The sequence below is a fragment of the Flavobacterium sp. AC105 genome, from assembly GCF_979258495.1.
On sequence record NZ_OZ409860.1, the window covers coordinates 2,027,879 to 2,054,033 of the forward strand.

At 35.2% G+C, this 26,155-nt stretch carries 20 protein-coding genes; 3 read left to right on the top strand and 17 right to left on the bottom strand.

Annotated features, from left to right (window positions below; genetic code table 11):
• Nucleotides 1–70: 70 nt before the first annotated feature.
• Nucleotides 71–973 (bottom strand): magnesium transporter CorA family protein, encoded by a 903-nt coding sequence (locus ACZ0AH_RS08900; RefSeq protein ID WP_463475443.1) that lies wholly within the window; start codon nt 971–973, stop codon nt 71–73.
• 79 nt (nt 974–1,052) lie between these two features.
• On the bottom strand, nt 1,053–1,574 hold the full coding sequence (locus ACZ0AH_RS08905) for a DUF421 domain-containing protein (RefSeq protein ID WP_463475444.1): 522 nt from the start codon (nt 1,572–1,574) through the stop codon (nt 1,053–1,055).
• A 277-nt stretch (nt 1,575–1,851) separates the two neighbouring features.
• Here ACZ0AH_RS08905 and ACZ0AH_RS08910 point away from each other — a divergent pair, with 277 nt between their 5' ends.
• Nucleotides 1,852–2,874: an LLM class flavin-dependent oxidoreductase gene (locus ACZ0AH_RS08910; protein ID WP_463475445.1), complete on the top strand. Its 1,023-nt coding sequence runs from the start codon at nt 1,852–1,854 to the stop codon at nt 2,872–2,874.
• Nucleotides 2,875–2,974: 100 nt separating this feature from the next.
• Here ACZ0AH_RS08910 and ACZ0AH_RS08915 read toward each other — a convergent pair whose 3' ends face one another.
• From ACZ0AH_RS08915 to ACZ0AH_RS08980, 14 genes are all read right to left on the bottom strand, one after another.
• Nucleotides 2,975–4,348 carry a nucleotide pyrophosphatase/phosphodiesterase family protein gene (locus ACZ0AH_RS08915; RefSeq protein ID WP_463475446.1) on the bottom strand — a complete coding sequence of 458 codons (1,374 nt, stop codon included), beginning with the start codon at nt 4,346–4,348 and terminating at the stop codon, nt 2,975–2,977.
• Nucleotides 4,349–4,375: 27 nt separating this feature from the next.
• Complete coding sequence (eboE, locus tag ACZ0AH_RS08920) at nt 4,376–5,632, bottom strand: metabolite traffic protein EboE (RefSeq protein WP_463475447.1); 1,257 nt, start codon at nt 5,630–5,632, stop codon at nt 4,376–4,378.
• The gene (locus ACZ0AH_RS08925; RefSeq protein ID WP_463475448.1) at nt 5,626–6,798 is read right to left on the bottom strand and encodes a 3-dehydroquinate synthase; all 1,173 of its coding nucleotides are present in this window, start codon (nt 6,796–6,798) and stop codon (nt 5,626–5,628) included. The genes eboE and ACZ0AH_RS08925 overlap by 7 nt, the downstream gene beginning before the upstream one ends.
• A 15-nt stretch (nt 6,799–6,813) precedes the next feature.
• Nucleotides 6,814–7,710, bottom strand: coding sequence for a UbiA-like protein EboC (eboC, locus tag ACZ0AH_RS08930; RefSeq protein ID WP_463475449.1), 897 nt, complete (start codon nt 7,708–7,710; stop codon nt 6,814–6,816).
• Nucleotides 7,710–8,618 carry a TatD family hydrolase gene (locus ACZ0AH_RS08935; RefSeq protein WP_463475450.1) on the bottom strand — a complete coding sequence of 303 codons (909 nt, stop codon included), beginning with the start codon at nt 8,616–8,618 and terminating at the stop codon, nt 7,710–7,712. The genes eboC and ACZ0AH_RS08935 overlap by 1 nt, the downstream gene beginning before the upstream one ends.
• Before the next feature lie 3 nt (nt 8,619–8,621).
• Nucleotides 8,622–9,485 carry an EboA domain-containing protein gene (locus ACZ0AH_RS08940; protein ID WP_463475451.1) on the bottom strand — a complete coding sequence of 288 codons (864 nt, stop codon included), beginning with the start codon at nt 9,483–9,485 and terminating at the stop codon, nt 8,622–8,624.
• 204 nt (nt 9,486–9,689) lie between these two features.
• The gene (locus ACZ0AH_RS08945) at nt 9,690–10,739 is read right to left on the bottom strand and encodes a ferritin-like domain-containing protein (protein WP_463475452.1); all 1,050 of its coding nucleotides are present in this window, start codon (nt 10,737–10,739) and stop codon (nt 9,690–9,692) included.
• 24 nt (nt 10,740–10,763) lie between these two features.
• Complete coding sequence (locus tag ACZ0AH_RS08950) at nt 10,764–12,518, bottom strand: hypothetical protein (protein ID WP_463475453.1); 1,755 nt, start codon at nt 12,516–12,518, stop codon at nt 10,764–10,766.
• A 417-nt stretch (nt 12,519–12,935) separates the two neighbouring features.
• Nucleotides 12,936–13,691, bottom strand: coding sequence for a phosphatase PAP2 family protein (locus ACZ0AH_RS08955; protein WP_463475454.1), 756 nt, complete (start codon nt 13,689–13,691; stop codon nt 12,936–12,938).
• 536 nt (nt 13,692–14,227) lie between these two features.
• Nucleotides 14,228–15,751, bottom strand: a complete 1,524-nt coding sequence (locus ACZ0AH_RS08960; protein WP_463475455.1) for a hypothetical protein — start codon at nt 15,749–15,751, stop codon at nt 14,228–14,230.
• A gap of 65 nt (nt 15,752–15,816) precedes the next feature.
• A complete protein-coding gene (locus tag ACZ0AH_RS08965) occupies nt 15,817–17,634 on the bottom strand; it encodes a T9SS type A sorting domain-containing protein (protein ID WP_463475456.1) in 1,818 nt (605 codons plus the stop codon).
• An 827-nt stretch (nt 17,635–18,461) separates the two neighbouring features.
• Complete coding sequence (locus ACZ0AH_RS08970) at nt 18,462–18,869, bottom strand: response regulator (RefSeq protein WP_463475457.1); 408 nt, start codon at nt 18,867–18,869, stop codon at nt 18,462–18,464.
• Nucleotides 18,866–21,520 (bottom strand): PAS domain-containing sensor histidine kinase, encoded by a 2,655-nt coding sequence (locus ACZ0AH_RS08975; protein WP_463475458.1) that lies wholly within the window; start codon nt 21,518–21,520, stop codon nt 18,866–18,868. The genes ACZ0AH_RS08970 and ACZ0AH_RS08975 overlap by 4 nt, the downstream gene beginning before the upstream one ends.
• A 52-nt stretch (nt 21,521–21,572) precedes the next feature.
• Complete coding sequence (locus tag ACZ0AH_RS08980; RefSeq protein WP_463475459.1) at nt 21,573–22,334, bottom strand: LytR/AlgR family response regulator transcription factor; 762 nt, start codon at nt 22,332–22,334, stop codon at nt 21,573–21,575.
• 365 nt (nt 22,335–22,699) lie between these two features.
• Between ACZ0AH_RS08980 and ACZ0AH_RS08985 the strand changes: the two genes are divergently transcribed.
• Complete coding sequence (locus ACZ0AH_RS08985) at nt 22,700–22,921, top strand: winged helix-turn-helix transcriptional regulator (protein WP_463478098.1); 222 nt, start codon at nt 22,700–22,702, stop codon at nt 22,919–22,921.
• A 150-nt stretch (nt 22,922–23,071) separates the two neighbouring features.
• Nucleotides 23,072–23,578: a response regulator gene (locus ACZ0AH_RS08990; RefSeq protein ID WP_463475460.1), complete on the top strand. Its 507-nt coding sequence runs from the start codon at nt 23,072–23,074 to the stop codon at nt 23,576–23,578.
• Nucleotides 23,579–23,676: 98 nt separating this feature from the next.
• On the opposite strand, the gene ACZ0AH_RS08995 is transcribed toward ACZ0AH_RS08990, so the two are convergent.
• Complete coding sequence (locus ACZ0AH_RS08995) at nt 23,677–25,671, bottom strand: ATP-binding protein (RefSeq protein WP_463475461.1); 1,995 nt, start codon at nt 25,669–25,671, stop codon at nt 23,677–23,679.
• Nucleotides 25,672–26,155: the final 484 nt, after the last annotated feature.

Below are 26,155 nucleotides of genomic sequence, written 5' to 3' on the forward strand. Positions count from 1 at the left end.
AACAAATTTCATAAAACAGCTGTTCTATTTTGTTATATATTTTGGCAGAGAAATTATAAAATTCAGGTCATTACAGCCACTTTTTTCTTTTGAACCAGAAAAAAATAATAAAGCAGATAACCAACATTACGATAAGCGTTATGGGATAACCTAGTGGAGACTCAAGTTCAGGCATATATTTAAAATTCATACCATAAACGCCCACAATAAAGGTAAGAGGCATGAAAAACACAGAAAAAACGGTAAGCAATTTCATCACATCATTTGTTTTCTGTGCAGAAAGGGAAAGATAAATATTGAGCAGATTGTTCGCATCATCCTGCACCTGATCGTAAAGTAACACTAGTTTCGTGTGCAAATCCCGTACATCACGAAGTGCTGGACGCTGTTCTCCTTCTGCGTGAACCGAGTTTACAACTTCATTGGTCAGCAGCAGCAGTTTTTTATAAAGGCCGGCCTTATTTTTAAGATAATAAATTCCTTCAATCATATTGGCTGGTATATTTTTTCTCAAAAACAGTTTTGATTCATAAAAATCAATTTCATTAGAAAGATCAATTGCAGGCGCTTCATAAGTATGCAGGGCAGCGCGTACAATATGGATGGCTATTCCGGTTGTGGATTTTATTTTTCCGCTGTTCACAAAATTTTCACGAACTTCCTCTATTAAAGATTGAGTAGAGCGATGAACCGTTATAATGAAAGTATCATTGAAAAACACAGCAATTTTGCTGCTCAGGCTTTGTATGGTTGGCAGTTTCTGTTTTTCATCATGCAACAAACGTATGATAAGAAAATGCGTGTCGTTATGCTCCTCATATTTGGGCAGATGATCGGGATCGAGTGAATCGAGCAGAGTATAGGAGTTTAAATGATACTCGCTGCTGACTTTTTGTACTTCTTCCTCCGTTGGATCCAGCAGATCAATCCATGTAATATTTGTATTTTTAATCTGACAGGTTGTTAAGGCCATAAATTATAATTTTAGATAAGCACATAATTTATTGAATAATGAAGTTGCTATTTGATGTATTTTATTTTAATGCAAATATTTAAATTTTGAAAATTTCAATGTCATCTAATGAACTTGTGCCGCTGCCTTTAGATTTTCGTACTATAGAAATTTCCCCGTTCAGTTCCATAACAACTGCTTTTACGTCCTCTATTTGGTCAATGCCGGATTTTCTAATAGTCGAAAAAATTTCACCTTTCGTTATAGCTTGTTTTGCCATAGCATGCTCAATAAATTCTCCATCATAAAAGATCAAACTAGGCACTGCGTTTATAAGTTTTTCTATTTTCTTTGAGGAACGGGCCGTCCATGCAAAAATGTATTGTAACAGAATAATAAGCAACAATACAATAGCACCTTCCAGTATAGGAACTATCGCCAGCATCATATACGATAGGGTCGATCCCAGAGCTACAGTAACAACAAAATCAAAGGCATTCAGTTTTGCCAGAGTACGTTTTCCGGAAATCCTGACGAAGAAAAATAATGTAACAAATGCTATAATCGTAGCAATGGCAACATGGCCTATACTTTTCCAGTCTTTAAAAAAGATGTCTTCCATTTTTAATGTTTTAAAGGACTAACTTTATCTTTTTAAAGAAAGTCCACGTTCTCTGTATCTTACATTAAATTTAAACAATCTAATGGGCATGTCTTTTACAGAATTATTTGATTTTATTGTATATAAACTCCTTAAAATGTATTTTGATTTTGATGGATTTTTTGAATTATTATAAAAGTTAAATCTTTAATAAATGATACATACTTGTATACATGACCAGAGATTCAATCGATAATGATGCGTATATTTGATACTATAAATTATAATAATGCTATCTATGAAGAAAATAGGATTTTTATCGTTTGGGCATTGGGCCAATCATCCTTCCTATAAAGCGCGTACGGCAAGTGATACACTGCTTCAGTCTATCGATTTGGCGGTTGCTGCAGAAGAAATAGGCTTAGACGGCGCTTATTTCCGGGTTCATCATTTTGCAGCACAGCTCGCATCTCCTTTTCCTTTGCTTTCAGCGATTGGTGCTAAAACCAGCAAAATAGAAATTGGAACGGGAGTTATCGATATGCGGTATGAAAACCCATTGTATATGGTGGAAGATGCCGGTGCTGCAGACTTAATTTCTGGAGGACGTTTACAATTAGGAATCAGCAGGGGATCGCCGGAACAGGTAATTGATGGCTGGCGGTCTTTTGGGTATAAACCTGAGGAGGGCGAAACGGATGCTGATATGGGACGCAAAAAAGCTTTGGAATTTTTAGAAAGATTAAACGGTGTGGGATTTGCGGAGCCAAATCCGTATCCTATGTTTCCAAATCCGCCAGGTTTATTGCGCCTTGAACCACATTCTGAAGGATTGCGGGAACGAATTTGGTGGGGAGCTGCATCGAATGCGACTGCTATTTGGGCGGCTGAAAACGGAATGCATCTGCAAAGTTCTACCTTAAAGTATGACGAAAACGGTAAACCTTTTCATATTCAACAGGCTGAACAAATAAGGCTGTATAAGGAAGCCTGGAAAAAAGCGGGGCATAAACACGAAGCACGAGTTTCAGTAAGCCGTTCTATTTTTGCACTAGTCAACGATCAGGACAAATACTACTTTGGAAATCAAGGCAAAGGCTCAGATAGTTTTGGTAATATAGAAACTGATAAGCGGGCAATCTTCGGAAAAAGTTATGCCGCTGAGCCGGATAAGCTCATCGCAGAACTGGCCGAGGATGAAGCTATTCAGGAAGCAGATACGCTGTTGCTTACAATACCGAATACGTTGGGTGTTGAATACAATGTACATATACTCTCTTCTATATTAAAATATATTGCCCCGGAGTTGGGTTGGCGTTAAAATTTTTAAATATAAAGCCCTCTTTTTTATAAAAGGGGGCTTTTTGAATTTAACCCTACTATCTTTTTATTGGTACATAGTAATCAATAAGTGTAGGCTTTTATAAATTTTTAAAGACACTATCCAATATATATTTACATATCGAGTTGCTTTCTATTTTCTCAGGAAGATTTTTTTTACTGATAAATACGGGTTTATCTTCCTCTTTTTCCGGAATGCAGCCATGTGAACCGTTAACCAATTTAGCATCAAGCGGAATCACGTTCATGAGCGTACGAAATCCGAGTTTTTTTCTAATTAATTTAAAAATAATGCGTGGTAAAATAAATTTCTTTTTGGGGTCTAAAAATAATTCTGCAGGATCATAACCTGTTTTTTTATGAATTTCTACCGTTCGCGCAAAGTCGGGTGCTTTGTTATCATCCAGCCAGTAATAATAGGTAAACCAGCTATTTTCTTCTGCCACGAGTACAAGATCTCCTGAACGCTCGTGATTAAGGTGATGCTCAATTTTTCCGGTATCATCCAATACTTCTGCTACTCCTGGTATTTTTTCAAGTAATTTTTTGAGTTCAGGAATATCATTTTTGTCTTTTACATAGATGTGTGCTATCTGGTGATCTGCGAGCGCAAAAGCACGACACTCGCCAGTATCCAATAATTCCAGTGCTTTTTCTTCCCTAATTTGCAAATAACCATTCGTGCGTAAAAATCTGTTGATATGTATTGGATTAGTCACCTTGGTAATTCCATATTCAGATAAAACAATAACTTCTACACTCTTATCTTCAAAATATTCGATTAAATCTTTGCATACTTTATCGATGTCTTTTACATCTTTATCAATTTCGGGCGAATTCGGTTCGAATTTTTGACAGCAATAATCTAAATGTGGAAGATAAATTAACGTTAGTGTAGGATTGTGCCATTCATAAACCAGTTTTGATGCTTTGGCAATCCATTCACTGGAACGGATTGTTGTTTTTGGTCCCCAAAAATCAAAGAGCGGAAAAATCCCTAATTGCTCTTGTAAACGATCTCTTAAATTAGCCGGTTTTGAATAAGAATCCGGTTTTTTCACTCCATCAGCCCAATATTGCGGACGTGGTGTTACCGTAAAATCGGCATCAGAATACATATTATACCACCAAAACATATTGGCACAAGTAAATTTTGAATCAATCTTTTTGGCTAAATCCCATATTCTTGGAGTTTGTATTAACCTGTTCGATTGTTTCCACATTTTTACTTCGGCATCAGTTCTGTCGTACCATCCATTCCCAACAATACCATGTTCCGAAGGCCATTTTCCGGTTAGATAAGTAGTTTGGGCAGAACAGGTGAGGGCAGGAAGTACAGGTTCAATGATACTCAATTTTCCATTCTTTTTTAGCCATTGGTTCAAAAAGAGATCCGGATTTTGAAGCAAAGTAGTTGTAAGTCCTACAACATTAATAACGACGGTTTGTTGCATTGTTTTGGTATTAGTAGATCTGTGTTCTTATTTTGCAATAGCTGCAGTTTTCTTCTTTGAATTAACATTCAAATTGCCTGTTAATCTTTCAATAACCCATTTTAATTCCCTTTCAATAGATTCAGTTAAATCTGTTTGTAAATGAAGCGGCAGTACTTGCCAGGTATAGGTTTCTATTTCCAGATGCTGTGTAAATTCATTTTTAAGCCAACTTTCCAAAATAGTAATAATGTCATTTTGGGTAGATTGTAATAATTGGTAATCTTCAATAAATATGGGTACATGAAAATGTGTACGAAGCTCTTTAAAACTCTCGTTTTTCATTGCTTCAATACCTTTATTTAAATCATTAAATTTCAGTAATTCCCCATCAACGATTTTAATTACTGCCTGATGCAAATAAGTAGGTTCATCAAATGTGCGCAGGCATTTTTGCAGTTCATCAATAGATACATTAGCAGAAGAAACACATTTAAGGGCTGCACTAATTTGTAATTTTCCAATTTTTAAGCCATGCTTTTCCATTTTCTCAATTACTTCTTCGCTATTTTCATACCCTATTGCAAAATGACAAACATCATAACAAAGTTGTATATGATTACGGATATGTTCTTTTGCTTCCTCAAGATTACAAGAAAGAAATGAAGCTACTAAAGAAGCACCTTCCTGAAATAAATAATCTTCAAAAAAAGCAATATATTCATCACTATTTTCAATTATACCATCTGGTTCGGGTTCAAGATCAAGATGCATCATTTTCCCTTCATATTCGTACGTTTTTACTAACTGAACAACTACAACTGCCAATTGTCTTGTCGCTATTTGTTTAGCCTCAATAAGACTTTCCTCAGTTTTGTACCAATGTTTATAGGAAAGTGGAGAGGTCGAAATTCCGCCCTCTATGCCAGCTGGTAAGAGTTGAGCCAGAATAGTAAAAAGTAACTGCGTATAATTTAATCGGTCGTGACTTGTCCAGTCCGGTAAATGCACTTTATCTTTTACAGGCTCATTATGAAAATTTCCATATGGGAATCCATTTATAGTAAAAACATACAGTTCATTTTGTGAAAGCCAATCTTTGAATTGCAACAAATTATCATCTGATTCCAGTTCAACAGCAGCCTGGTATGAAAGACGCAAACCAATACCAAAAGGCGCGTTTGGTGATACTTTCTTTTTAAGAGGAATACAATAGGTTTGGATACTTTTAAAAACAGCTTCCCAGGATTCGCCTGCGTGAATATTGGTACAATAACTTAAATGACTATTTTGACCTACTAGCATAATTCAGTATTTAATTGGCAAAAGGAATGTAGATATTCAATAGATTCAGCAATGACTTTATTATCAAGAGCGTGTACTTCTTCGCCTGTACCAATAGCGCTTAACAGCATAATTGTAAGCTGACCTCCAAGATGTTCCCTAAATTCATCCAGACCTTTTATAATTTCCTCAAAATGAGTATCTAAAATAGGATGCGTTATAGCAAAACCAAGGCTCAGGAAACATTTTAGAATTCGTTCCAGACTGTTTTTATCAATTTTATGGATTAAAAAGGAATATGTAACATCGAGCGATATTCCTATTGCGACAGCTTCTCCGTGTGTAATTTCATAGTTCGTAAGCTGCTCCATTTTGTGTGCTGCCCAATGTCCAAAATCTAAAGGACGGGAAGAACCTTTCTCAAACGGATCTCCTTTTTTAGAAATATGATCCGTGTGTAAAGCCGCACAACGAATAATTAGGGTTTCCATAACCGAAACATCCCTATTATTTAATCCTTGTACATTGTTTTCTATCCAATCAAAAAATGCAGCATCTTTAATAAGTGCGACTTTTATAGCTTCGGATATACCGGAACGCCAGTTGCGCTCGCTTAAAGTAGTTAAAAAATCAGAATCATTAAGTACGGCATAAGGCGGAGCAAATGTGCCCAGAAAGTTTTTTTTACCAAAATAATTCATGCTGTTTTTCACCCCCACACCAGAATCGTTTTGAGATAAAACCGTCGTAGGTATGCGAATCAAACGGACACCACGATGTGCAATTGCTGCAGCATATCCCACCGCATCGAGTACAGCACCTCCACCAATTGCTATAAGAAAAGAATGCCTGTCGATCTTGTTATTGTTTATTAATTGTAATACTTCTTCGACATCATCCGGATTATTCTTAACCGCTTCACCGCCCTGAACGACAAGTATATTGGTTTCGGTAATTCCAAATTGATGATGATTAAAATAATGGATAACCTTTGAAATAAAGTGCTTCGTAGAATCGACAACGCCTTTATCAATCACAATTGTTACTTTGGGCTGCTGAAAACTGGGCTCTTTTTTAATCACCTCTATAAGTGATGAATTGTCGACATCAAATAAGGAACGGCTAAAAATAATATCATAATTAAATGCGACCTGAAAATTTTGCTGAAGTATATATTGGTGTTTCATTTTTATGAGATATAATTATGTAACGGCGAATTTTTTGGATAATAAAATGGATAATGGCAATAAAGCCAGCACAAATAGCGCATAAAACAATCCTGCTGAACCTGCAACGTAACTCGCATTAAGCGGAATTAAAGACAAAACCCCTGTTTTTACTGCTTTTTGAATAAAGTCGGGCTGATTATAAATGAAGGCTTTGTATTTTGCGAAAAAATTTATTACGTACCAAAAAAGAAGAAAAGGCAATAAAAACCAAAATTTAAAATTCAATAAATAACCCACATATAAAAATAGCAATACGACTATGGCATCTAAAACCAAGGCAATAAGTATAGCCGATTTATTATTTCCCGATGCTTCTTTTTTGGCAGTAAGTGTAATGGCGGCAATAAATAAAATAGGGATAATGCCAATGTACCAGTAATTAAAAACGGCATCGTTACTGATACTCATTCCTAAAAGCAGATTTCCTCCGCGGCAAAGGCCCATATTTAAAGGCCCTGCAACAGGATAATGTTTGCTTATTTTATCATAACTAAGCGCTAAAATACTAATTGCAAAAGCTAAAATACCACTCAGAAAAGAGACAATAAAAGCCAGTCCAACGCCTGCTGCCAATAATACAACTCCCAGTAAAATGGCTTCTTTTTTGCTAACTAAACCTCTGGGAAGTACTCTTTCAGGACGGTTTATTGTATCTGACTTCAAATCAAAAATATCATTAAACACAATTCCCCCTCCATATAATCCAATTGTCGAGAACAGCAATAACAGCAAATCAAGTATAAAATGACCGCTGTTATTATTAAAAACCAAAACTCCCGAAATCGCAATACCAGCCAGAATATCCGTCATAGCAGTAATGATATTTGCAGGACGCATTAAGGTTACTAAATAAAAAGGTTTGCCGGACATTAGTTTTCTATAATAATATTAGGATATACAATCTCTTTAGATTCCTGACCTCTTAGCACGCTGCTTCCTTCAAACAAAGAATCTTGTTTAATGACCATTTCATTTTTCCAATCGTCTTCGTTCATTTGCCCACTTTGAGAATAAGCTGTTAAAGCATTTTTATAGCATGTTAAATGAACGTCTTCTTTAGAAATTCCTTTTTCAAGCATTAAAGCAGCGGTTTTCGGAACAGATAAAGGATCACTTACGCCCCAATCTGCAGAACTGTCTACAATAATATGCTCAGAACCATATTGTTTTACCACTTCAACCATACGCTCATTGCCCATTTTGGTATTGGGATAAATCGTAAAAGCGGCCCAATATCCTCTATCAAGAACCTGTTTGGCAGTTTCTTCGTTATTGTGATCGATAACTACCATGTGAGGAGCAATTCCGTGTTCTTCTAACACATCCATGCTTCTGATGGTTCCGTTTTTTTTATCCCTGTGTGGCGTATGAACCATTACAGGCAAATTAAATTTTAGCGCAAGTTCAATTTGCAATCTAAAGTATTTATCCTCAGCCGGAGTCTGATCATCATAACCAATCTCACCAATAGCCACAACTCCTTCTTTTGCAGCAAATAGAGGCAATAAGTCCATTACTTTTTCTGCCAAAGCTTCGTTGTTTGCTTCTTTTGAATTTAAACCAATAGTGCAATAATGTTTAATTCCGAATTGTGAAGCCCTGAATCTTTCCCAACCCACCAAAGTGCTGAAATAATCTTTGAAAGAAGAAGCTTCTGTTCGTGCCTGACCAAGCCAAAAAGCCGGTTCGATAACTGCCACAATACCTGCGGCGCGCATAGCCTGATAATCATCAGTGGTTCTGGAAACCATATGAATGTGTGGATCTATATAATACATATACTAAGATTTTAATTGTGAATAATGTTGTTCTCCTATTTCGTTCCATGTAGCAATACTTTCAGGCAGTGCCTCATTTGGAATTTCATTCTCATTATAAAATGAGCTTTCTTTTAATGTTTTTAGAGCTGCTTGTTTTGTTAGTGTATCGCCCGTATGTATAGCATTTAATAAATCGGCTGCTATTTCGGGATTTACATAACCGGCAACTAATCTCCATATTTCCGGTGTTACTAATCTGCCGGCTGACCAGCGTTCGTGGATAAAATCATGAACTATTAAAGCTAGTTTTTCATTTTTGCGTAAGTCTAAATCAATGATTTGATACAACGGGCGCCCCATAAAAACGGCTTTTAAAACCAATTGGTTCCAAGCATCAATGGGCAAATATTTTGCTGCAAAAGGGTTTTCTAATGCTATTGCATCAAAAACGGCAACCATATTGGTTCTGATTCCTTCCTGAACCAGCAAAACAAAATCCGGAGCATTCTTTAGGAAATACAACCCTTTATACAAACAAACCAATTCTTTGACAGCAGCCATTTCGGCCAGGTTTTTTAGTATTTCAACATTTTGATCGAGTGGAAGATGGGTCATTAATAAACTGCGGTAAAGTTGTTGTAAATCCCAATTATTATCTATAAAACCAGGATATAATTCTTCAAATAATGCCTTTTCTTCTGTAGTCAATTGTAGAATAGTTGATGGAATATTTCTGGAAATTAATCCAAAGGTTTGGAAAAACTGTGCGCTGCTTTCAAACACCATATTGTTTTTAAACCACTTTAATTCAGATTCCGAAAGGTTACGCTGAATTATGGTTTGTATTGCTTCTCCGGAATTAATATTGATTGCTGTTTCTGTCATTTCTCTAATAATTTTACAGATTTCATTGTTCCATTTTTTGCTTCAAAATATTCTCTCGAATAATCAAAGCGTTATTATCAGAATCTCTTAAATCCCAGAATTTCTTCGTAGAATTTTTGAGATTTAAGGATATCACTGACTTATACTTTAATGACTATTGCTTTTGAGCTGAATTTCATTTTAGAATGTATTTAATTCTGCAAATTATTCTCCCACAACATATTCAAAACTAGGTCCGGCTACAAACCCAGGATGGTTGGGATCTGGTATAGCCAATAGTTTAATGGCATATAATCTTAAAGAATACATGACTCCCATTGCGCTATTAATTTTATCCGGTTCTCCATTAAAAGTTTCATGTAAACAGTTAAGTAATGAAGTATAATTGTAGTTGAAAAACTTGCTATTTATATATGCCTGAGAATCTTGTGGATAATCGTTCATTTTAGGATTTGGCCACATATTAGGTACTAATTCCGGATTAAAAGGAATTGGCGGATTACCGTACATATAACCTCCGGCAGGATCAACTTGTATAGTTTGGCCTTTATAAATTTCTTCAAAACGGTAATAATGTGCCAGTTCCGGGCCATTGCCGTCATCTGTAGGAGTTACAAAAGGTGTAGTAGTAGTTCCTTCCCCCTGATCGATAATAATGTTTATACCTTTTATAGCTGTTTCTTCATCAACAATTGGAAACAATACGGTAGAATCAAAAAACTTTTCATACGTCATTTGATGTTCTGGATTCCCTACAAATATTGTTTTTCCTTCCAGTTTTGCGATGGCTTCCAGTTCGCCGATTATTTCTTTTATTTTGGTGTAAAACATTCCAATCGTCATTACATCAGGGCTCGCAATAAGACTATGTATGTCAATGGGCTCTTCCGGTTCTTCAATTGTCATAAAAACATCTTTGACAAGATCCAGTGAAAACTTTTTGATCGGTACTTGTAATCCCTCCGCAACAGCGCCCGGTAATGGACCCGGATAAAGTGGTATAAAACCGGGTTTGTTAATAACCGGGCTTCCTCCAATGGCATTTAATATATTGCTGGCAATAGATAAATGGAGCATTTCTTCGTTAACTACAGAACCTATAAGTTTGGCTATTTGATCATTTCCGGTATTAAAAAGTGTCCAATTTGCTGTTAAATAAGGCGGAATCGTAGAATGTTCTAATTCAATGGCAGTTTGCAGCGCTTTTTTAAGATCGGCGATGGTTTCTAGTTTTATCGTTTTTAAGAATATCATAATTAGGTTTTTATTTTATGAATACTATGCTTTAGTTTCAGTTGCTGTTTTATCAATAATACTTTGTAAATAATTCAGAATAACGGTTCTTTTATATTTAGAAAGATCTCTCGTAGCAGGCATATAATTAGGATCATGAAGATCTTTACTAAAAACTAAATGCAGGATTTGAGCATTGTTTTCAAAAACTGCGCGATCAGCCAGATTAAAAATTCCTTTCGACATCAACGGATACAAGTTGGCGTATTGTTGCATGATAGGTTGTATAAAATTATCCCAATCCGGAACTATTTCTGATTTTGGGGCGCCTGAGTAAATCAAAAGACTAACAAAATTGGACTGATTGCAATCCGTAGCAAAGTTTTGGGTACTTAAATTATATGATATTCCATATATCTGTCCATCAATATATACTCTTGGATTTCCAGGATCGGGAGCTGTAAACTCAAGCGTAGCTTTTCCGTTTGCATCTGTTGTAGCTGAAGCCGGATCTGTCCCTGAAAAAAATGGTATTGTTGGAACACCTACTACCGGCAATACTGGCGGTGGCGGTGCGAAAAGCAATTTTTGCGTAGCATCCTGAGCCTGAACAATTACATTTGGAAGCGCTTTCCCCAGATTAGTTGCATAAAAATCAATCTTGCACGTATCATCCGGATTTAATCTGAATACATATTTATCGGCACAAACATAATCTACAGATTCATTATAAATAGCTGATTCAGTACTGGATGATGCTAAACTAAAAACATTATTTGGCGTACTTACAACCTGCGTAACAGCCAATGGATATTGGTTAATAAGAGTTAATTGATCCTCTGAAAGCGGAAAAGTAAAAATTCCCGATGTACCCATATACCAATCCGGATTTGAATAATCCAATTGTCCAATGTCTACATAACTTGGTGCTTCGGCTGTACCGGTATTAATAACAAGGTGTAAATCCTGAATTGAATTAACTGCTCCTCCTGTAGTAAATTGTAATGCATTACCAAAATCAAGTACCACCTGTTTCAGTTCGTCATTGACTAATGCAGTTGCATAATTATAAGTTTGTGGAGGAAGTGCAGCTGGAAATAATTGTCTTCCTAAAACAAAATGTTTTGGTTCGCTATTATTTGACGGACCAATTGAACCTGCAATTCTGCCCAAAGTAAATTGGTCAGATGTATTATCAGCATTGTATCTGTCTACAGTAAATTGTATCGATAATTGATCTGCACTCGCAGATTTTAGCTCGTTGAGGTATCTGGAGTTGGAGATTTCAAAATTCCAGTCGATATTTTTTATAATGGATTGATAAGATGCTGCTGCTGCTGAATCAAAAGATTGATCAACTGATCTTGTAAACCAAATATTGGTAAAAGCCGCTACTTCATAATCTCCTTTTACAAGTGTGTTGCCATCGTTGCTTACGATTCTTACCACAAATCCCCAAAGTTCAGAAACCATTTGCTGCTGCGTATCTAAATCTACAATTTTACCTGCAGTACGCGCATCCGTGTCCATGATCGACATACCAATGATAGGATCTAAAAGCGGATTATCAGTACTTGTCCCGTCCTGATAGGTAACACTGGTTATTTTACAGCCTATAAATCTCCAGTTTCCGGTACCATCCGGATTCCACCAGCCGTTTAATGCATCTGCGGTACTGTAATTTTGAAAATCCGGTTGGAATGTTTCATTATTAAAATGTGTGGGATCATTATTTACAGTCGACGGATCGGCCTGAAATTGTCCTGAAAATGTAAGACGAGGGACGTTTAAATATGACATAAGTTTATGTTTTGATTAAATGTTTTAACTATTAAATATCAGCTGATTACCTAATAGTAAATTTAATTTACCATAAGACTTTGTTGTAATAAAATGTCATAAGGAAGCTTTTTTCTGACACAGGACGGATAAAACAGGGTATAAGCTTTCGTTTTAAGAATAGAATGTGATAATCAAAAAATATTTATCTATATATTTTATTGCGCCATGTTTCCGGCTTATCAAAAAGAGATATGGATGAAAAAGTAAGACAAGTAGAAAATGTATTTTTTAAACTTATATATTTTCGAATGTTTTATAAAGATTAAAAACTGGAGGAAAATAAAAAATTTTTGTGTTGCGAATTAATTTTTTAATTTAAAAATAATAATTAGCCGTTATTTGAATTTTTAAATTTTAAAATTTGATAAAGTTGGACTAAAATGTCCTGATGTAATTAATTGCAAAATTTTTTCCATTGTAAGAAGGAGCAAGAAAAGAAGTAGATTTATTTTCTTTATTACCAAAGAGTTTTCGGGTAATATAAGGATTTGTCCAATAGGCAATTTTGGTGCTTAAGATACCTATTCCCGCTCCAGCCGCGACATCGGTCAGCCAGTGCCTGTTGTTGTACATTCTGAAGATTCCGGTTCCTATTGCTATTGCATAGCCACCCACACCATACCAGATTGATTTATCTTTATATTCCTGATATAAAAATTCAGCACCTGCAAAAGCTATGGCAGTATGTCCGGATGGAAAAGAATCGTTCGATGTTCCATCTGGTCTTTCTACATTTGTTATTGATTTAAGCCCAAATACTGTCGTAACTGTTATAAGGGTTGAAGTGACTAAAATAACGGAACGGTCTCTCATATTATTTTTGCCTTTAACACCAAAGGCATTCAGAGCATAAACGGAAACGGCGGGAACATATCTTGTAAAATCGTCAATGGTTATTTTCGTATCTATATTTTCTGTAAGTTCATCCCGAATCTGAAAATTGAAACTTTTTATCTGTCCGCTTTCAATGCCCCAAAAACCATATCCAATTAAAACACCGGGTATAATGAGCTGTTTGTAATTATAGCGTATATTTTTAACCGTATCCAACTGTATACTGTCCTTTATGCTTTGGCCAAAAGAATGGTAAGACATGAATAGTAGAAATATAAGCAGACTAACGTTTTTCATTTATAAATTATTACAAAGAGATAGAATGTGTTTTAAGACTTATTATTAAGCTGTAAAAACTTAAGTACTAAAGATATTAATTATCTCTCAATATTACCAATTGTTTTTATTTTCGAACTTTTTTAGTTTTTCTTTAAATTCCAAATTTTCAGGGATTAGAAATTCAATTTCTCCATGAAGGTTAGGATAACTGAATATTTTTTTTTAAAACTAGCAGATATAATGCCTTTTCCAGGGAAAATATAAGGTGAACAATTACAGGTTTTTTTGTATTGCTGCAACAAAGTGATTTACCTATTTATTTATAAACCCGCCAGGTACTTAAGCACAAGGCGGGTATGTCCATAAACATAATCTTCCATTTTATGTTTACTTTAAAAATTCTAAATATAAAATTTAAAAAGTAATATTTCGTACTATATTTTTTGCGGGCAGTATCTTTCAAGAATCACTATCTGGTTTTATCGAAATAAAAACTAGTTAATGATTCTTGAATTAACAGAATGTAATTTAATTGTAATTTTATCGCATAATAGTTATTTAATAGTTATTGCAATATTGGGAACGACAAGAGTACCAGTACTTCCAGAGTTGCGCTGTAATGCTACTTCTATATAATCGTTGGCGTTTAATTCTGCTGTTGCGTGCAAAGGAAGCACTATAATATCATTAACAGCAGCTCCTCTTCCATAAATTTTGTATTGTGTTAAGGGAATACCATTTTTAGTGATATAGGCTATAAAGACTCCTGTGCCTGGAACCTGAAATGAAATTGAACCCGTTATTTGAAAGATTCTTTTCTTTTTTCCAACGTATTTTAGCCTATTGTAGCCCGCTGCGCCAGTTTCTGTTGCAAATCTGAACAAATTTGAATATACTGTTGTAGGAGCCGTACCAGTTGCTACTCCAACTTTTACGATATCACTTGGAGTTGAATTGTTTAACGTTACTCCAAGACCGGTATTAACAGGATAATCCATTGAAAAATCCCCAACTGCATTTGCATCTGTTTCATTTGGTATTCCTGCAGCTCTAACGGTCCAGCTGGTATTAAAATTATAACCTGTAAATGTAGTTGTTGATGGAGTTGGATAAGGTTTAACATAATTAGCGGGAGTAGGGCCGGTAAAAACAACAGACTCTAAAACGGCATCACCCGTAATAGTAAGACCTGGTGTAGAAACATCCAAACCATATGCTCCGGTATTTACATTGGAGAATCCCCCTTGTTTTTCGATCAGAGTAAATGTTCCGGTGAATTTTTCGTAAGTGCCGCCATTATTGCTAAACCAAGCCTGGTTACTTAATAATAACTGACCAATATTAGTATAAATAATACCATTTGCATTTCCTGAAAAATTGACTATACTCATAAAAACTAATCCATAACCTGCTATCGTACCTACATTGGCGGAGTTGGCAATGATACAATCCCTAAGCAAAAAAGTGGACGTTGAAGCTGCAGAATTTAAATTAAAAACGGTAGCTCCGGGTGCCGTAATAGTAAGATTTCTAACACTACCGCCGGTAGTTCCATCAAAAAGAAAGCCAGATGATTTAACAATAATATCTTCATTAGCGTCCTGACCATCAAGATAGGCGTTATTCAGGTCTATTGGAAGATTAAATACCACCTGTCCGTTAATTTCATATAATGTACTAGAATTCAAAACATATTTACTGCCGCCGCCAGCGGCTAATTCAGCGGCCAATACAGTCGCTAAATTGTCAGTAGATCTGATACGTTTAAAATTTAATCGCGGAAGTGCCCCACTTATCGGCGTCCAAGATGATGTTGTAGATACGTAGCTGTAAAACAATTTCAAGTCTGTATCATATACAATCAATCCATCAGCGGGTGTAGCAATAGCATTTCTTTGTAAAGTAGTCATACGAGGCGTAAGCAAACCCTGGGTAGTAGACGTTATGTCTAAAACGGAACTTGCATTAGGAGTTACTGTTCCAATTCCTATTTGTGCATTTCCAAAAAAAGATGAAAAGATAAAAAACAGGATTATTATTGTTTTATAATTATGGGAGGTGGTGTATAGGGATATCATAATTTTTAGTATTAATTATATTGGATTTTTTAGTGCGGTTATTTATTCTAATTATGTGCAAGCGGTTATTTTCCTGTATTCGAAATCATCACTTTTTGAGCAACTTTTTCATTATCTGGTGTTAGAAATGTTGCAATATAAACTCCGGAACTTAATCCCGAGGTTGAAAAAGTAAAATGCTGTTCAGGTCCTAAATTATTTTTTGAAAGAATGGCTCTTCCAAGAATATCATAAAGCACAAAGGATTTTATTACTTTATTATCTGGATTCGCCGCCATTAAAACTTGGTTTGTATTGTCCTGAGCAATCAAAAAATTAGTTTTAATCTCATTATTTATACCTAGTGTCTTATCATCGGTAAAACTTATTTTAAATCTGTCAATAGATGTTCCGGAAGCAACTGCAACTTCGTATGCACCATTTTTAATATTATGATAAGACATATCAAGTGAATCATAGATATAAATTGGTTCATCAAAATCAACAATTTCAGGGATATAAAATTTAAAAGTTGTATTTGCATTTGCTTTTATTGACAGCGGAATTTTTTTAGATAAGTCGAAATTAACGCCTTCAATTACATAATTTCCATTTTCAATCCAGAAAGAAATGTCGCTCGGGAGGTCTCCATCCATATTTTTGGCATCAATACCTCTGTCGACGCCGTCTGTTGCTTCAGAAACGAAAGCTAATGCCAGCTGTCTTGTATATTCATTATTTATTATGACGTTAAGTTTAAAAAAGGGGACAAGCGGAGGCGGAGGCGGAGGAAAATCCGGATTGTTAATAGCACCATTTGTTTTGGAGAGTAAATTTTTTGATGGTTTTTCAAATTGTGATAAGCTATTGTCTTCTTTATAAAAAACGCGGTGTGAATTTCTAAATGTCACTGTTCCGTTTGAAGCACCATTAATTATAAATCCTTGGCCTATTGGAAGATATTTTCGTGCTATAACAGGACTTGTCCCTGTTGGAGGATTGCTGTTTACAGTTCCGTCGCTGTTGTATGATTTGAATGTTGCAGCTGTATAGATACCCATTGATGCTAAGCTAATGGGCGAGTATGCAGCGTACCCGCCCTTATATGCAGAAAGATAATGAGAGTTTACAGTTTTGTCCTGTTGCCAAAAATACGCAATACCTGTTGCTGCAGTATTTGTTGGATCTAATAAAAAAGCATTCAGATGTAATGCCGATGGATATGGATTACCAGTTAACGTTGCAGCATTATTTGCCCCAACATTTACACTTATATTTCCATCATTTGGTTTTCCCCTAAAATCATATCGTTGTGCACCAGTTCCGGGATTGTTTACAATTCCGGTACCTTCCGGATCTGTCATATCTGTACCACTTGTTCCTTTCATTGTAAAACCTTCTCCTGGCGCAATTGTGGCAGCATCCCCAACCTGAACCCATTGCGAGTAGTTATTGGCATTTGTTAATTTATAAATCCAGTAGGATGCTATAGCCAAAGGATTTGCTGTGCCGTTGTAATTTGAGAGAGGAAGTGCAGTAGCCGGAATTATAGCAGTAGAAGAGGTGGGACGATTTAGCAATGAGATTCCAAAATTTGTGTTACCTGTTGCAACCGTCGGATTTCCTACCGGTGAGCACCAATAGTTGTATTCAAAGTTATCTGCTGTCCCTTCCTGGTACACAGACACAATTCCTGTTCCCGTATTAGTAGAGGTACCTGCTGTACCTTGTACTAATTGAGAATTATTTCTTAGGTAAAGATTTGAATTCGCCGCCAGATTTATATTCTGAGTGACATACAAAACCTGATTCTTGACATAAACAGGAGTATTGGCACCAATGTGAATTTGTGCAAAAACCTGGACAGAAATCATGATAGAAAATAAAAGTATTTTTTTTTTCATAGATCAGCATTTATTAAAATTAAATTTCAGGTTAACTCCCTGTTTGCGTACAATATGTTTTATCTTTTCTTATTGATTATATACAGTCCAAGTATAACACCGGCTATAAGCAACAAACCAATTTCCTGATTTATTGAAACTGTAACAGGCTCATCGGGGAGACCTGGTGGAGGTGGGCCCTGAGAAAATGAAAAATAAGAAATGAAGAAAAGAAGGATAATAATTTTCTGTTTCAATTTTAGGATGTATTTAAATTAAAAAATATATAACATGCGGATTAGCACTCTATAAAATCCATCATTTTTATAAGATTTTTTCCTGGTAAACTGTATGAATTGGAATAAGAAAAAGTAAAAACGGTGCGAGTTTTTTCATTGCTATTAGCGTTACGTGATTAGATTGGGAAATGTCAGATTTTCGCTTAACTGCAACAAATAAAGAGAAATGGCTTTTAAACTTAAAGTGAGAAGTAATAAGTGCGCCTTATACAGTATAACCGTTTTTCAAAATCAGCGAATTCTTATAAAAAATCGCATCTATTGATACTAGAATTATTGAAAAAACAAATTGATATTTTAAAGTAAGATGACCCCTAAGTTTGGTAATAAGTTATAACAAGCTTCAATAAATTATAGTGAAAATTTCTAAATTTATTGTAAGCAGAATGTTCAACCTGACTTGGCGTTATTTGGGTAAAAATGTTAAACACAAGAAAAGTGTTGAACAATTAATGAAGTTGAATTAGAAAATCACCTTTACCTGGAATGTTTGTAAATGTAATTTCAACTAAATTGTAAAATACGAAGATTTAAATTTTAAAATAATAATTATTTCTCAATAATCCGGTCAAGAAATTCTTTGGTGATTGGCTTGACATGAAACGCTGCTACATTGTTGTTACTGTTTGATCGCGTGATGTCTTCATTGTCAATTGTTGATGATATGATATATGCCTTACAGTAGTTTTTTAAAGTAACCATCTTATCAAATGCTTCCATAAATTCAAATCCTGACATTAAAGGCATGTAAATGTCTACAAATAAGATCTGAGGCAGTGCAGAAATATTGTCCTGGTTGTCCTGCAGATATTTCATAGCTTCTTCTGCAGTAGTATAAAGTAATACTTTTTTTCCAAAATTATTCTGGATTATCATACGTGATGCTATATAAAGATCTATGATGTTATCATCAATAATCATTACGATCTCAAATTTTGATGCTGATGCTGTAGTCATGGTTTTAAATTTTTTAGTGTGATAGTAAATGTAGTTCCTATCCCTTTATCTGATTGTATTTCTATAGAACCCTGCAACATTTCTATGGCATCTTTTACGATATACAAACCAATACCAGAGCCATTTTCTTTGCCTGAAAGCCGAAAAAACATTTCATATATTTTTTGATGATATTCCGGATCAATACCAATCCCATTATCGGCTATAGTGATATAAAGATTTTCAGGGTCTGAATATCCGGTTATTTTGATATATCTCCCGGATTCTTCTGTTTTCTGATATTTTATGGCATTTGAAATAAGATTTTCTAAGATGGTATTAAAGCGCAGTCTGTCTGTGTAAAATGGCTGTTGTTCTTTGATATCAATTTCATAATCAATTCCTTTGGCATCCTTGGTGCTTTGAAGTGAATTTACTACGTCAGTTATCATTTTATGAAGCGGAATCTTTTCTATTTCAAGTCCTGTACGGTTATTTCGTGAGTAGTTTAAAATATTTTTAATAAAGTCATCAAGACGATTGACACTAGTTCGTATCATTTGCGCATGATTTATGGTATCTGCTTCCTGGCTTTCTGTCTCAATAAAAGAAAGCACGCCAAGAATCGAGGTTAGGGGAGAACGTAAATCATGTGATACACTATATACAAATTTATCCAGTTCTGAATTGGTTTTGATGAGTTCTCTGTTTCTTTTTTCCAGGTTTATTTCTGCTCTTGTGCGATCCGTTATATCATTTGAAAGAATTAACCTTGCCGGCGATCCTTCATACATAATATTATGTGCAATGATTTCAACAGGAAAAACAGAGCCGTCCTTTCTAATGTGGTTCCATTTTCCCCTGTTATAATTTGATTTGTTAATTTCTGAAGTATCGCTCCATTTTATAAAATGTTTTTTATCATGATTTGGCCGTATGTCTAAAGCAGTCATAGAAAGAAATTCCTCCCGGCTGTATCCGTAATGTGCAACGGCCATCTTATTTACATCTAAAAATTTAAAAGTTACTAAATCTATAATCCACATCGGCATTGGATTGTTATCAAACAGGTACCTGTATTTTTTTTCGCTTTTCTTGAGTTGTTTTTGTGCAATTTTCATTTCTGTAATATCAGCAAGTACAATAACAGCCCCGGTTATTTGACCTTTAGCATTACGAAACGGAACAGGATATGGCAGGACATTGCGCTTTTCTCCATTGGGGCGTTCGATAATAATTTCCCTTCTAAGGTTTGATTCATCTTCTGTTAATGCTTTGGCCAGCGAACATAAATTCCGAGGTTCATGGTTGTCTTTATTATGATGCATATTCCACGAATCAGACCACAAATCTTTTCCTATTTCCGGCTCTCGTCCCCATAAAGCCACTGCAGCTTTGTTATAGATTGTTATTCGTCCTTCCCGATCGCAGGAATAAGTGGCAACCGGTAATGTGCAGATTAAATCCCTGTACATTTTCTCACGTTCTTCGATTTTTTTTCGCGAGATAACCTGCTCCGTTACATCATTGACAAAGACAAGAATACCGTCAATATTGTTATTAGTATCCCTATTCGCCTGATAGATAAAATTTAAATAAGCATCAACTAGCTTTCCGTTTCCGTTGCGGTCTAATTTGATTAACATTTCATTAGCTGAAAACGTTTCTCCCGTTCTGTACACAGTATCTAAAATTTCAAAAATTCCCTGGGCTTCAAGTTCCGGTAATACTTCTTTTGCCTTTTTGCCTATAATATCTTTTCTGTCGATTAACTGCAAATAGAGTTCATTTGCCAATTCAAAAATATAATCCGGACCCTTTAAAATTCCCATACAGGAAGGTGCCTGAGAAAATAAATTATAGAATCGCTGTCTTTCTATTTCAAAAGCTTTTTGTATGTTTTTTTTCTCAGTAGTATCTCTGCCTATCCAGTAACTTACGTTGTGAACATTATCGCATACAGAAGACAAAAGCAAACAGACCTTACGACCGTCCTTATGCTTAAAATTTTTATGGGAATTAGTTAATTGCACACTGCAATTAAAATCCGCATTTATGGAAATATCAATATCATCATGAAATATAAAATCCATCCATTTTTTGCCAATTAATTCTTCTTTCTTGTAGCCTAAAATCCGCTCAGTTGCTTTATTTACAGTTATAAATCTGCCTTCTTTATCACAGGAATAAATCAAATCTACTGAAAAATCATGGATTTTGCTAAAGTTATTTAATTGATCCTCACAAGAAATAACAGTAGCATTATCAATAATTGCCTCTTGCGGTTTTTGGAAAGTTCTGCTGGCTTGCTTATATTTTTGCAGTGCAATGTTAACTTTCTTTGTTAGCGTATTTAGCTTCGATTTCAGTACCAGATCGCTTACTCCAATTTTTATAAGCTTTACGGCTTTTTCAATATCAATGGTTTGTGCGACAAAAATGAAAGGTGTTTTTGGCGCCAGTTTTTGCTTCAATCTAAAAAGTGACATGCCGAAGGCTGGAAAAGAATAATCAGAAACAATAATATCAGGCCTGAAATTATGAAGCGCTGTTTCATATTCTTTTTCCGAATAAACAATTTCTGTTGTGTAATTGAATTTGCTAGCCTTCAACTCGTGTTGAATGACACTATTTACAGGATCGTGCTCAGCAATTAATATTTTTGTTTTCATTTCGATTATTCATTCTATTAGTAATGAATTGGCTTAAAACAGGAAGCCGCATTCATTCTTTAAGTTTAATAAATTTGTTAAAGTCCTCTTGTCGTCTTTTAGCAACCGGCAAAATTGCCCCATTTGAAAACTCACAGAAATAACCATCTTTTTTTGAAATTTTAACGATATGGCGAAGGTTGATAATATAGGAATGATGTATTCTGAAAAAATAGTTATGGTCGAGAACAGTACTGTATTCACCCAGATTTCTGCTTGACATTATTTTATTACCATTTAAAAGGACAAAAACAGTATATTTTCCATCTGCTTTGCAAAAAATAATTTCTGAAGTAGGTATAAGTTCAATTTTTTCTAAAGAAGCTACAGCTACATAATCATTTGGCTGATTTGCAGAGTTTAGGAGATTAATGCTGTTGACTTTATGATCCTGATAAGAGCGTTCCATTTCTCTTCTTTTTATTACTTTGTAAATGGCTAAAATAATCGCATTAAAATCAATCGGTTTCAATAAAAAATCGATCGCATTATGTTTAAATGCCTTGATCGCGTAATCCTTTTCAGAGGATATAAATACCAGTTTGGGGATGCTGAATTCTAATTGCTCAAGCATTTCAAAAAAAAGATCATCTTTAAGCACAATATCCAGAAATATAAGGTCTGGCTTTTTTGCCTTTATGATGAGCATTCCATCAGCTACAGAGCCTGCATCGCCAATTATTTCTAAAATCATAGCATTCTCTTCTTCAAATTTTTTTAAAATAAGCAGCGTCTCTTTTTCCCCGGATATGACTATAGCATTAATAGGATTCATAATCTTGTTTTACTGGGATGGAAATTTAAAGGATAAATTAATTAACTTAAAAAAAAAATCTCAATCTATTGATTTTTAATAGTTTGTTTTAATGAGAAAATAGTAAGTTCTAGAACATAAATAAAAGCAATCCTTTTATTTTGAGATGTACAATTTGATAACAAGTAATAAATGGGCTATTATAAGAATAAGTGTAGGTTTATATGACGTTAGTGGTAATTTTTGAATTATTTTAACTACAGATTAACCTCTTTGAGAATATATGAGTTTAAATGTATTACTTTGTGTGATTCAAAATTTATATAATTTTTATTTTTTTTTATAAATTTAAGATGTACAATGCTGTAGTGTAAATCAGAAGAGATATTCCGGCTATTACAGAACTGACTTTGAGCCTCCAATTAAAGCAGCTTGAGATTGACGGTCTTTTATTACGTACCGTTGAAGGGAAAAAACCTCCGATAAAAGTTGTTTACAGTTTAACAGATTTTGGAAAATCCTGTATACCATTACTAAATGCAATAACAGAATGGGGAAATAAAGTTTCTATGCATAAAGGTGAATTTGTAAATAATAAAAGCCTTTAGAGCAGCAAATTGTGACTTTTTACAATCTTATGAAGGACTGTAAATGATATCGCTGGCCGCTAATTTGTTAATGCTTTTAAGATTATTGATTGGTAGTAATTTTAGAAAGCATTTATATAGTACTTTTGGGAATTGTAAAACCGTATTAATATGATAAATTCTGAAAACCCAATTGGAAATATTAAAGACTTGAAGGAAATCGAGCCAGTAAAAATTATATTGGCAGAGGATGATAAAGATGATCAGGAATTATTTAAGGAAGCTCTTAATGCAACAAAAATCCCTTCTGAAGTTATTACAGTAGAAAACGGGGAGGAATTGATTAACACCTTAAAAGATGGGTCTGAGCCAAAACCTGATATTGTTTTTATCGATATAAATATGCCTGTTAAAGGAGGTAAGGAAGCACTTGCAGAAATAAAAAGTGATGAGGAACTTAAGGAGATTCCCGCAGTTATGCTTTCTACTTCTAATCACCCTGGCGATATTGAAGAGACTTTTAACAAGGGAGCAAATCTCTATATACAAAAACCAAATTCTTTCACTGGCTTTATTCTCATTCTTAAAAAAGTATTTCTTCTGCACTGGACAAAAGCTTTAATGAATCCGATTAAAAATATATTTTTTGTTTCTGAAAAGAATATCTCTCAGGATTAATAAGTTTGAATCGAACCATTCCGTGAAGGAATAATTATAAAATACATTACAGCAATTTTTCTCTGTCGCCTAATAGAATGATTAGTCCCGCTCAGCTATTATGAATTGTTCGTTGGCAGGTATACGTTAAATACCGCTCCGTTTTCATTGCTTTGGTTGGCATCGATTTCGCCATTATGGTTCTGGACAATTTTTTTGCACATTGCAAGCCCGATTCCCGTACCTGCAAATTCACTTTTACTGTGCAGCTTTTGAAATATATTGAAAATTTTCTCTGTATCTTCAGTCTTCATGCCAATGCCATTATCTGTAAACTGAATTTTATAATAGGATATCCCTTCTTTTAGATGTACTGATCGCATCTCTTCTGTAGAGGCAATACTGCAATGAATATGAATTTTGGGCTGCACATCAGGGCGTATAAATTTTAAGGCATTCCCTATAAGATTAAAAAACAGCTGAGACATCTGCAAAGGAATACCTTGGATAACCGGCAGTTCGTTCCATGTAACTTTAGCTCCTGTGCGCTCCATTACTACATCATAATCTTCCAGCGCATTTTTGGCAGTATCTTCAAGATTTACCGCAACGAAAGTGGCATCGTCTTTCGGCAGGGCAGAATACGCGAGCACATCTCGAATAAGTTTGCCCATACGGCTTGTGGCGTCTTTTATTTTATCTATGTATCCTAGTGTTTTTTCGTCAAGATGTTCTGTAATCTTGCCTTCGAGCAGCTGCACAAAGGTACTGATTTTGCGAAGCGGTTCCTGTAGGTCATGCGATGCTATGTAGGCAAACTGTTCAAGTTCCTGATTAGAATGTATCAATTGTAAATTAGTATTTTCTAATTCTTCATTTGTTGCCCTTAATTCCTCAATAACAGCGCCAATTTCTTCGGTACGCTGCTGTATCTGGTTTTCAAGTTCCATCTGCAATTCCATCTGGATGGTTATATCCTGAGCAGTTCCGTTCATACGTACAGGGTTGCCTTCGGGATCAAAAACAGTTTTACCCTGCGCATGCAATATTCTTTTCTTTCCGGTAGTGGGATGCATCACCGTGTAGGTTTCATCATAAACTCCTCCTGACTCAGGATTCAGCCCCCATGCCACGGCATTTGCTACACGTTCGCGGTCTTCTTCCAACAGGATCGGAATAACCTCATTGTAGTCCTGGTCAGCGGGATCATACCCAAACCATTCAATAAGACGGTCTGAATAGGTCAGCCCGTTAGACGCCACATCAATGCTCCATGTGCCGAGCTGCGCTAAGTCAACCGCGCCTCTCATGTTTTGCTCAGCTTCTTGCAGCTTATTGCGCGCAACTACCTGCTCGGTTACGTCAATAGCCGTGCAAATGACACCATAAATTCTGCCTTTTGCATCGTACAATGGTTTGTAAGTATAATCATAATAACCGTAATAGGGCGAACCATTTTTCATAAACATAATGCGGGCGGCCGTTTCGGTATGAATTTCTCCCGTATTTAAAACATTATGATAGGACTGGAATAAATGCGTCTCTTTGAGCTCGGGTACTGCTTCCATTATGGGTCTGCCAATGATAGAATCTCCCTTGCCAAATATTTCAAGCATTTTCTCATTGGCTTCACGTAAAACCATTTCTGGTCCTGTGTATACTAATTTTGCCACAGGAGAATTATAAAAAATGGTTCGCGCAAATTTTTCGCTTTCTTCAACTTTTTGTCTTTGATTGACCTGCAGCGTATTATCCATAACCCAGACAGCAACTTTTTTAACTTCCCCGGAAGCATCTTTTAAAGGGGCATAAACAAAAGTCAAGTAAAGAGTCTCTTCCTTTCCGTGTCTGATCAGCATAACTTCTGCTTCATTGACCGAGTAAGGATTCCCATTTGAAATAACACCTTCCAATATGTTTTCATAATATTGGCGCACTTCGGCGAAAGTATCCCAGTAAAAATTACCCAGAATTGCTTCGCGTGGTTTCCCGGCTACGGCTATAAAGCTGTCATTTACAATTTCCGCCTTCAGCGTTTCTGCATTCAACACACAGATACCAACCGGTGCGTTCATTACCAATAAATAAAGTTCTTGTTGGTTTTCGATATTCATATACTTTAGATTAAGACTGTAGCCTTTTATTTTTTTTAACCTGTGTTCCTCTGTTCAGGATCGTCTTGCCTGCCGCTGTTTTTTTGGGATGTAACCCAAACATTTTATCATAGGCAGTCTATTCATTTAAAATTAAAACTATAGTTTCAAATTATTTTTATATGAAAATACAGAATTCTTATCTAATTTACATTATATAACGATTTGATTGTGATCATAAGATGCCTGGTGGAATGGCCTGATTTTGCCAAAAAAAACCTGGACTGGTGAAATTTGCCACGATTTTGCCACAAAAATTTTGAGTGTTTTATAAAGTAGAAAAGTGCTGTAAATAAAAATCCTCCGATTGTATTTCAATTTCAATTTAAGCCATAAAAAAAGTCCTAATGAAAATCAGGACTTTTTGGTTGAGAGAGCAGGATTTGAACTTAATTGTCTAAACCTGCATATTTATTCTGATAAATGCAATTTTGAGATTTCTATG

Excerpts from the sequence above, each read along its gene's own strand:
- ACZ0AH_RS08900 (WP_463475443.1), bottom strand. The coding sequence starts at position 973 with ATGGCCTTAACAACCTGTCAGATTAAAAATACAAATATTACATGGATT.
- ACZ0AH_RS08905 (WP_463475444.1), bottom strand. The coding sequence starts at position 1,574 with ATGGAAGACATCTTTTTTAAAGACTGGAAAAGTATAGGCCATGTTGCC.
- ACZ0AH_RS08910 (WP_463475445.1), top strand. The coding sequence starts at position 1,852 with ATGAAGAAAATAGGATTTTTATCGTTTGGGCATTGGGCCAATCATCCT.
- ACZ0AH_RS08915 (WP_463475446.1), bottom strand. The coding sequence starts at position 4,348 with ATGCAACAAACCGTCGTTATTAATGTTGTAGGACTTACAACTACTTTG.
- eboE (WP_463475447.1), bottom strand. The coding sequence starts at position 5,632 with ATGCTAGTAGGTCAAAATAGTCATTTAAGTTATTGTACCAATATTCAC.
- ACZ0AH_RS08925 (WP_463475448.1), bottom strand. The coding sequence starts at position 6,798 with ATGAAACACCAATATATACTTCAGCAAAATTTTCAGGTCGCATTTAAT.
- eboC (WP_463475449.1), bottom strand. The coding sequence starts at position 7,710 with ATGTCCGGCAAACCTTTTTATTTAGTAACCTTAATGCGTCCTGCAAAT.
- ACZ0AH_RS08935 (WP_463475450.1), bottom strand. The coding sequence starts at position 8,618 with ATGTATTATATAGATCCACACATTCATATGGTTTCCAGAACCACTGAT.
- ACZ0AH_RS08940 (WP_463475451.1), bottom strand. The coding sequence starts at position 9,485 with ATGACAGAAACAGCAATCAATATTAATTCCGGAGAAGCAATACAAACC.
- ACZ0AH_RS08945 (WP_463475452.1), bottom strand. The coding sequence starts at position 10,739 with ATGATATTCTTAAAAACGATAAAACTAGAAACCATCGCCGATCTTAAA.
- ACZ0AH_RS08950 (WP_463475453.1), bottom strand. The coding sequence starts at position 12,518 with ATGTCATATTTAAACGTCCCTCGTCTTACATTTTCAGGACAATTTCAG.
- ACZ0AH_RS08955 (WP_463475454.1), bottom strand. The coding sequence starts at position 13,691 with ATGAAAAACGTTAGTCTGCTTATATTTCTACTATTCATGTCTTACCAT.
- ACZ0AH_RS08960 (WP_463475455.1), bottom strand. The coding sequence starts at position 15,751 with ATGATATCCCTATACACCACCTCCCATAATTATAAAACAATAATAATC.
- ACZ0AH_RS08965 (WP_463475456.1), bottom strand. The coding sequence starts at position 17,634 with ATGAAAAAAAAAATACTTTTATTTTCTATCATGATTTCTGTCCAGGTT.
- ACZ0AH_RS08970 (WP_463475457.1), bottom strand. The coding sequence starts at position 18,869 with ATGACTACAGCATCAGCATCAAAATTTGAGATCGTAATGATTATTGAT.
- ACZ0AH_RS08975 (WP_463475458.1), bottom strand. The coding sequence starts at position 21,520 with ATGAAAACAAAAATATTAATTGCTGAGCACGATCCTGTAAATAGTGTC.
- ACZ0AH_RS08980 (WP_463475459.1), bottom strand. The coding sequence starts at position 22,334 with ATGAATCCTATTAATGCTATAGTCATATCCGGGGAAAAAGAGACGCTG.
- ACZ0AH_RS08990 (WP_463475460.1), top strand. The coding sequence starts at position 23,072 with ATGATAAATTCTGAAAACCCAATTGGAAATATTAAAGACTTGAAGGAA.
- ACZ0AH_RS08995 (WP_463475461.1), bottom strand. The coding sequence starts at position 25,671 with ATGAATATCGAAAACCAACAAGAACTTTATTTATTGGTAATGAACGCA.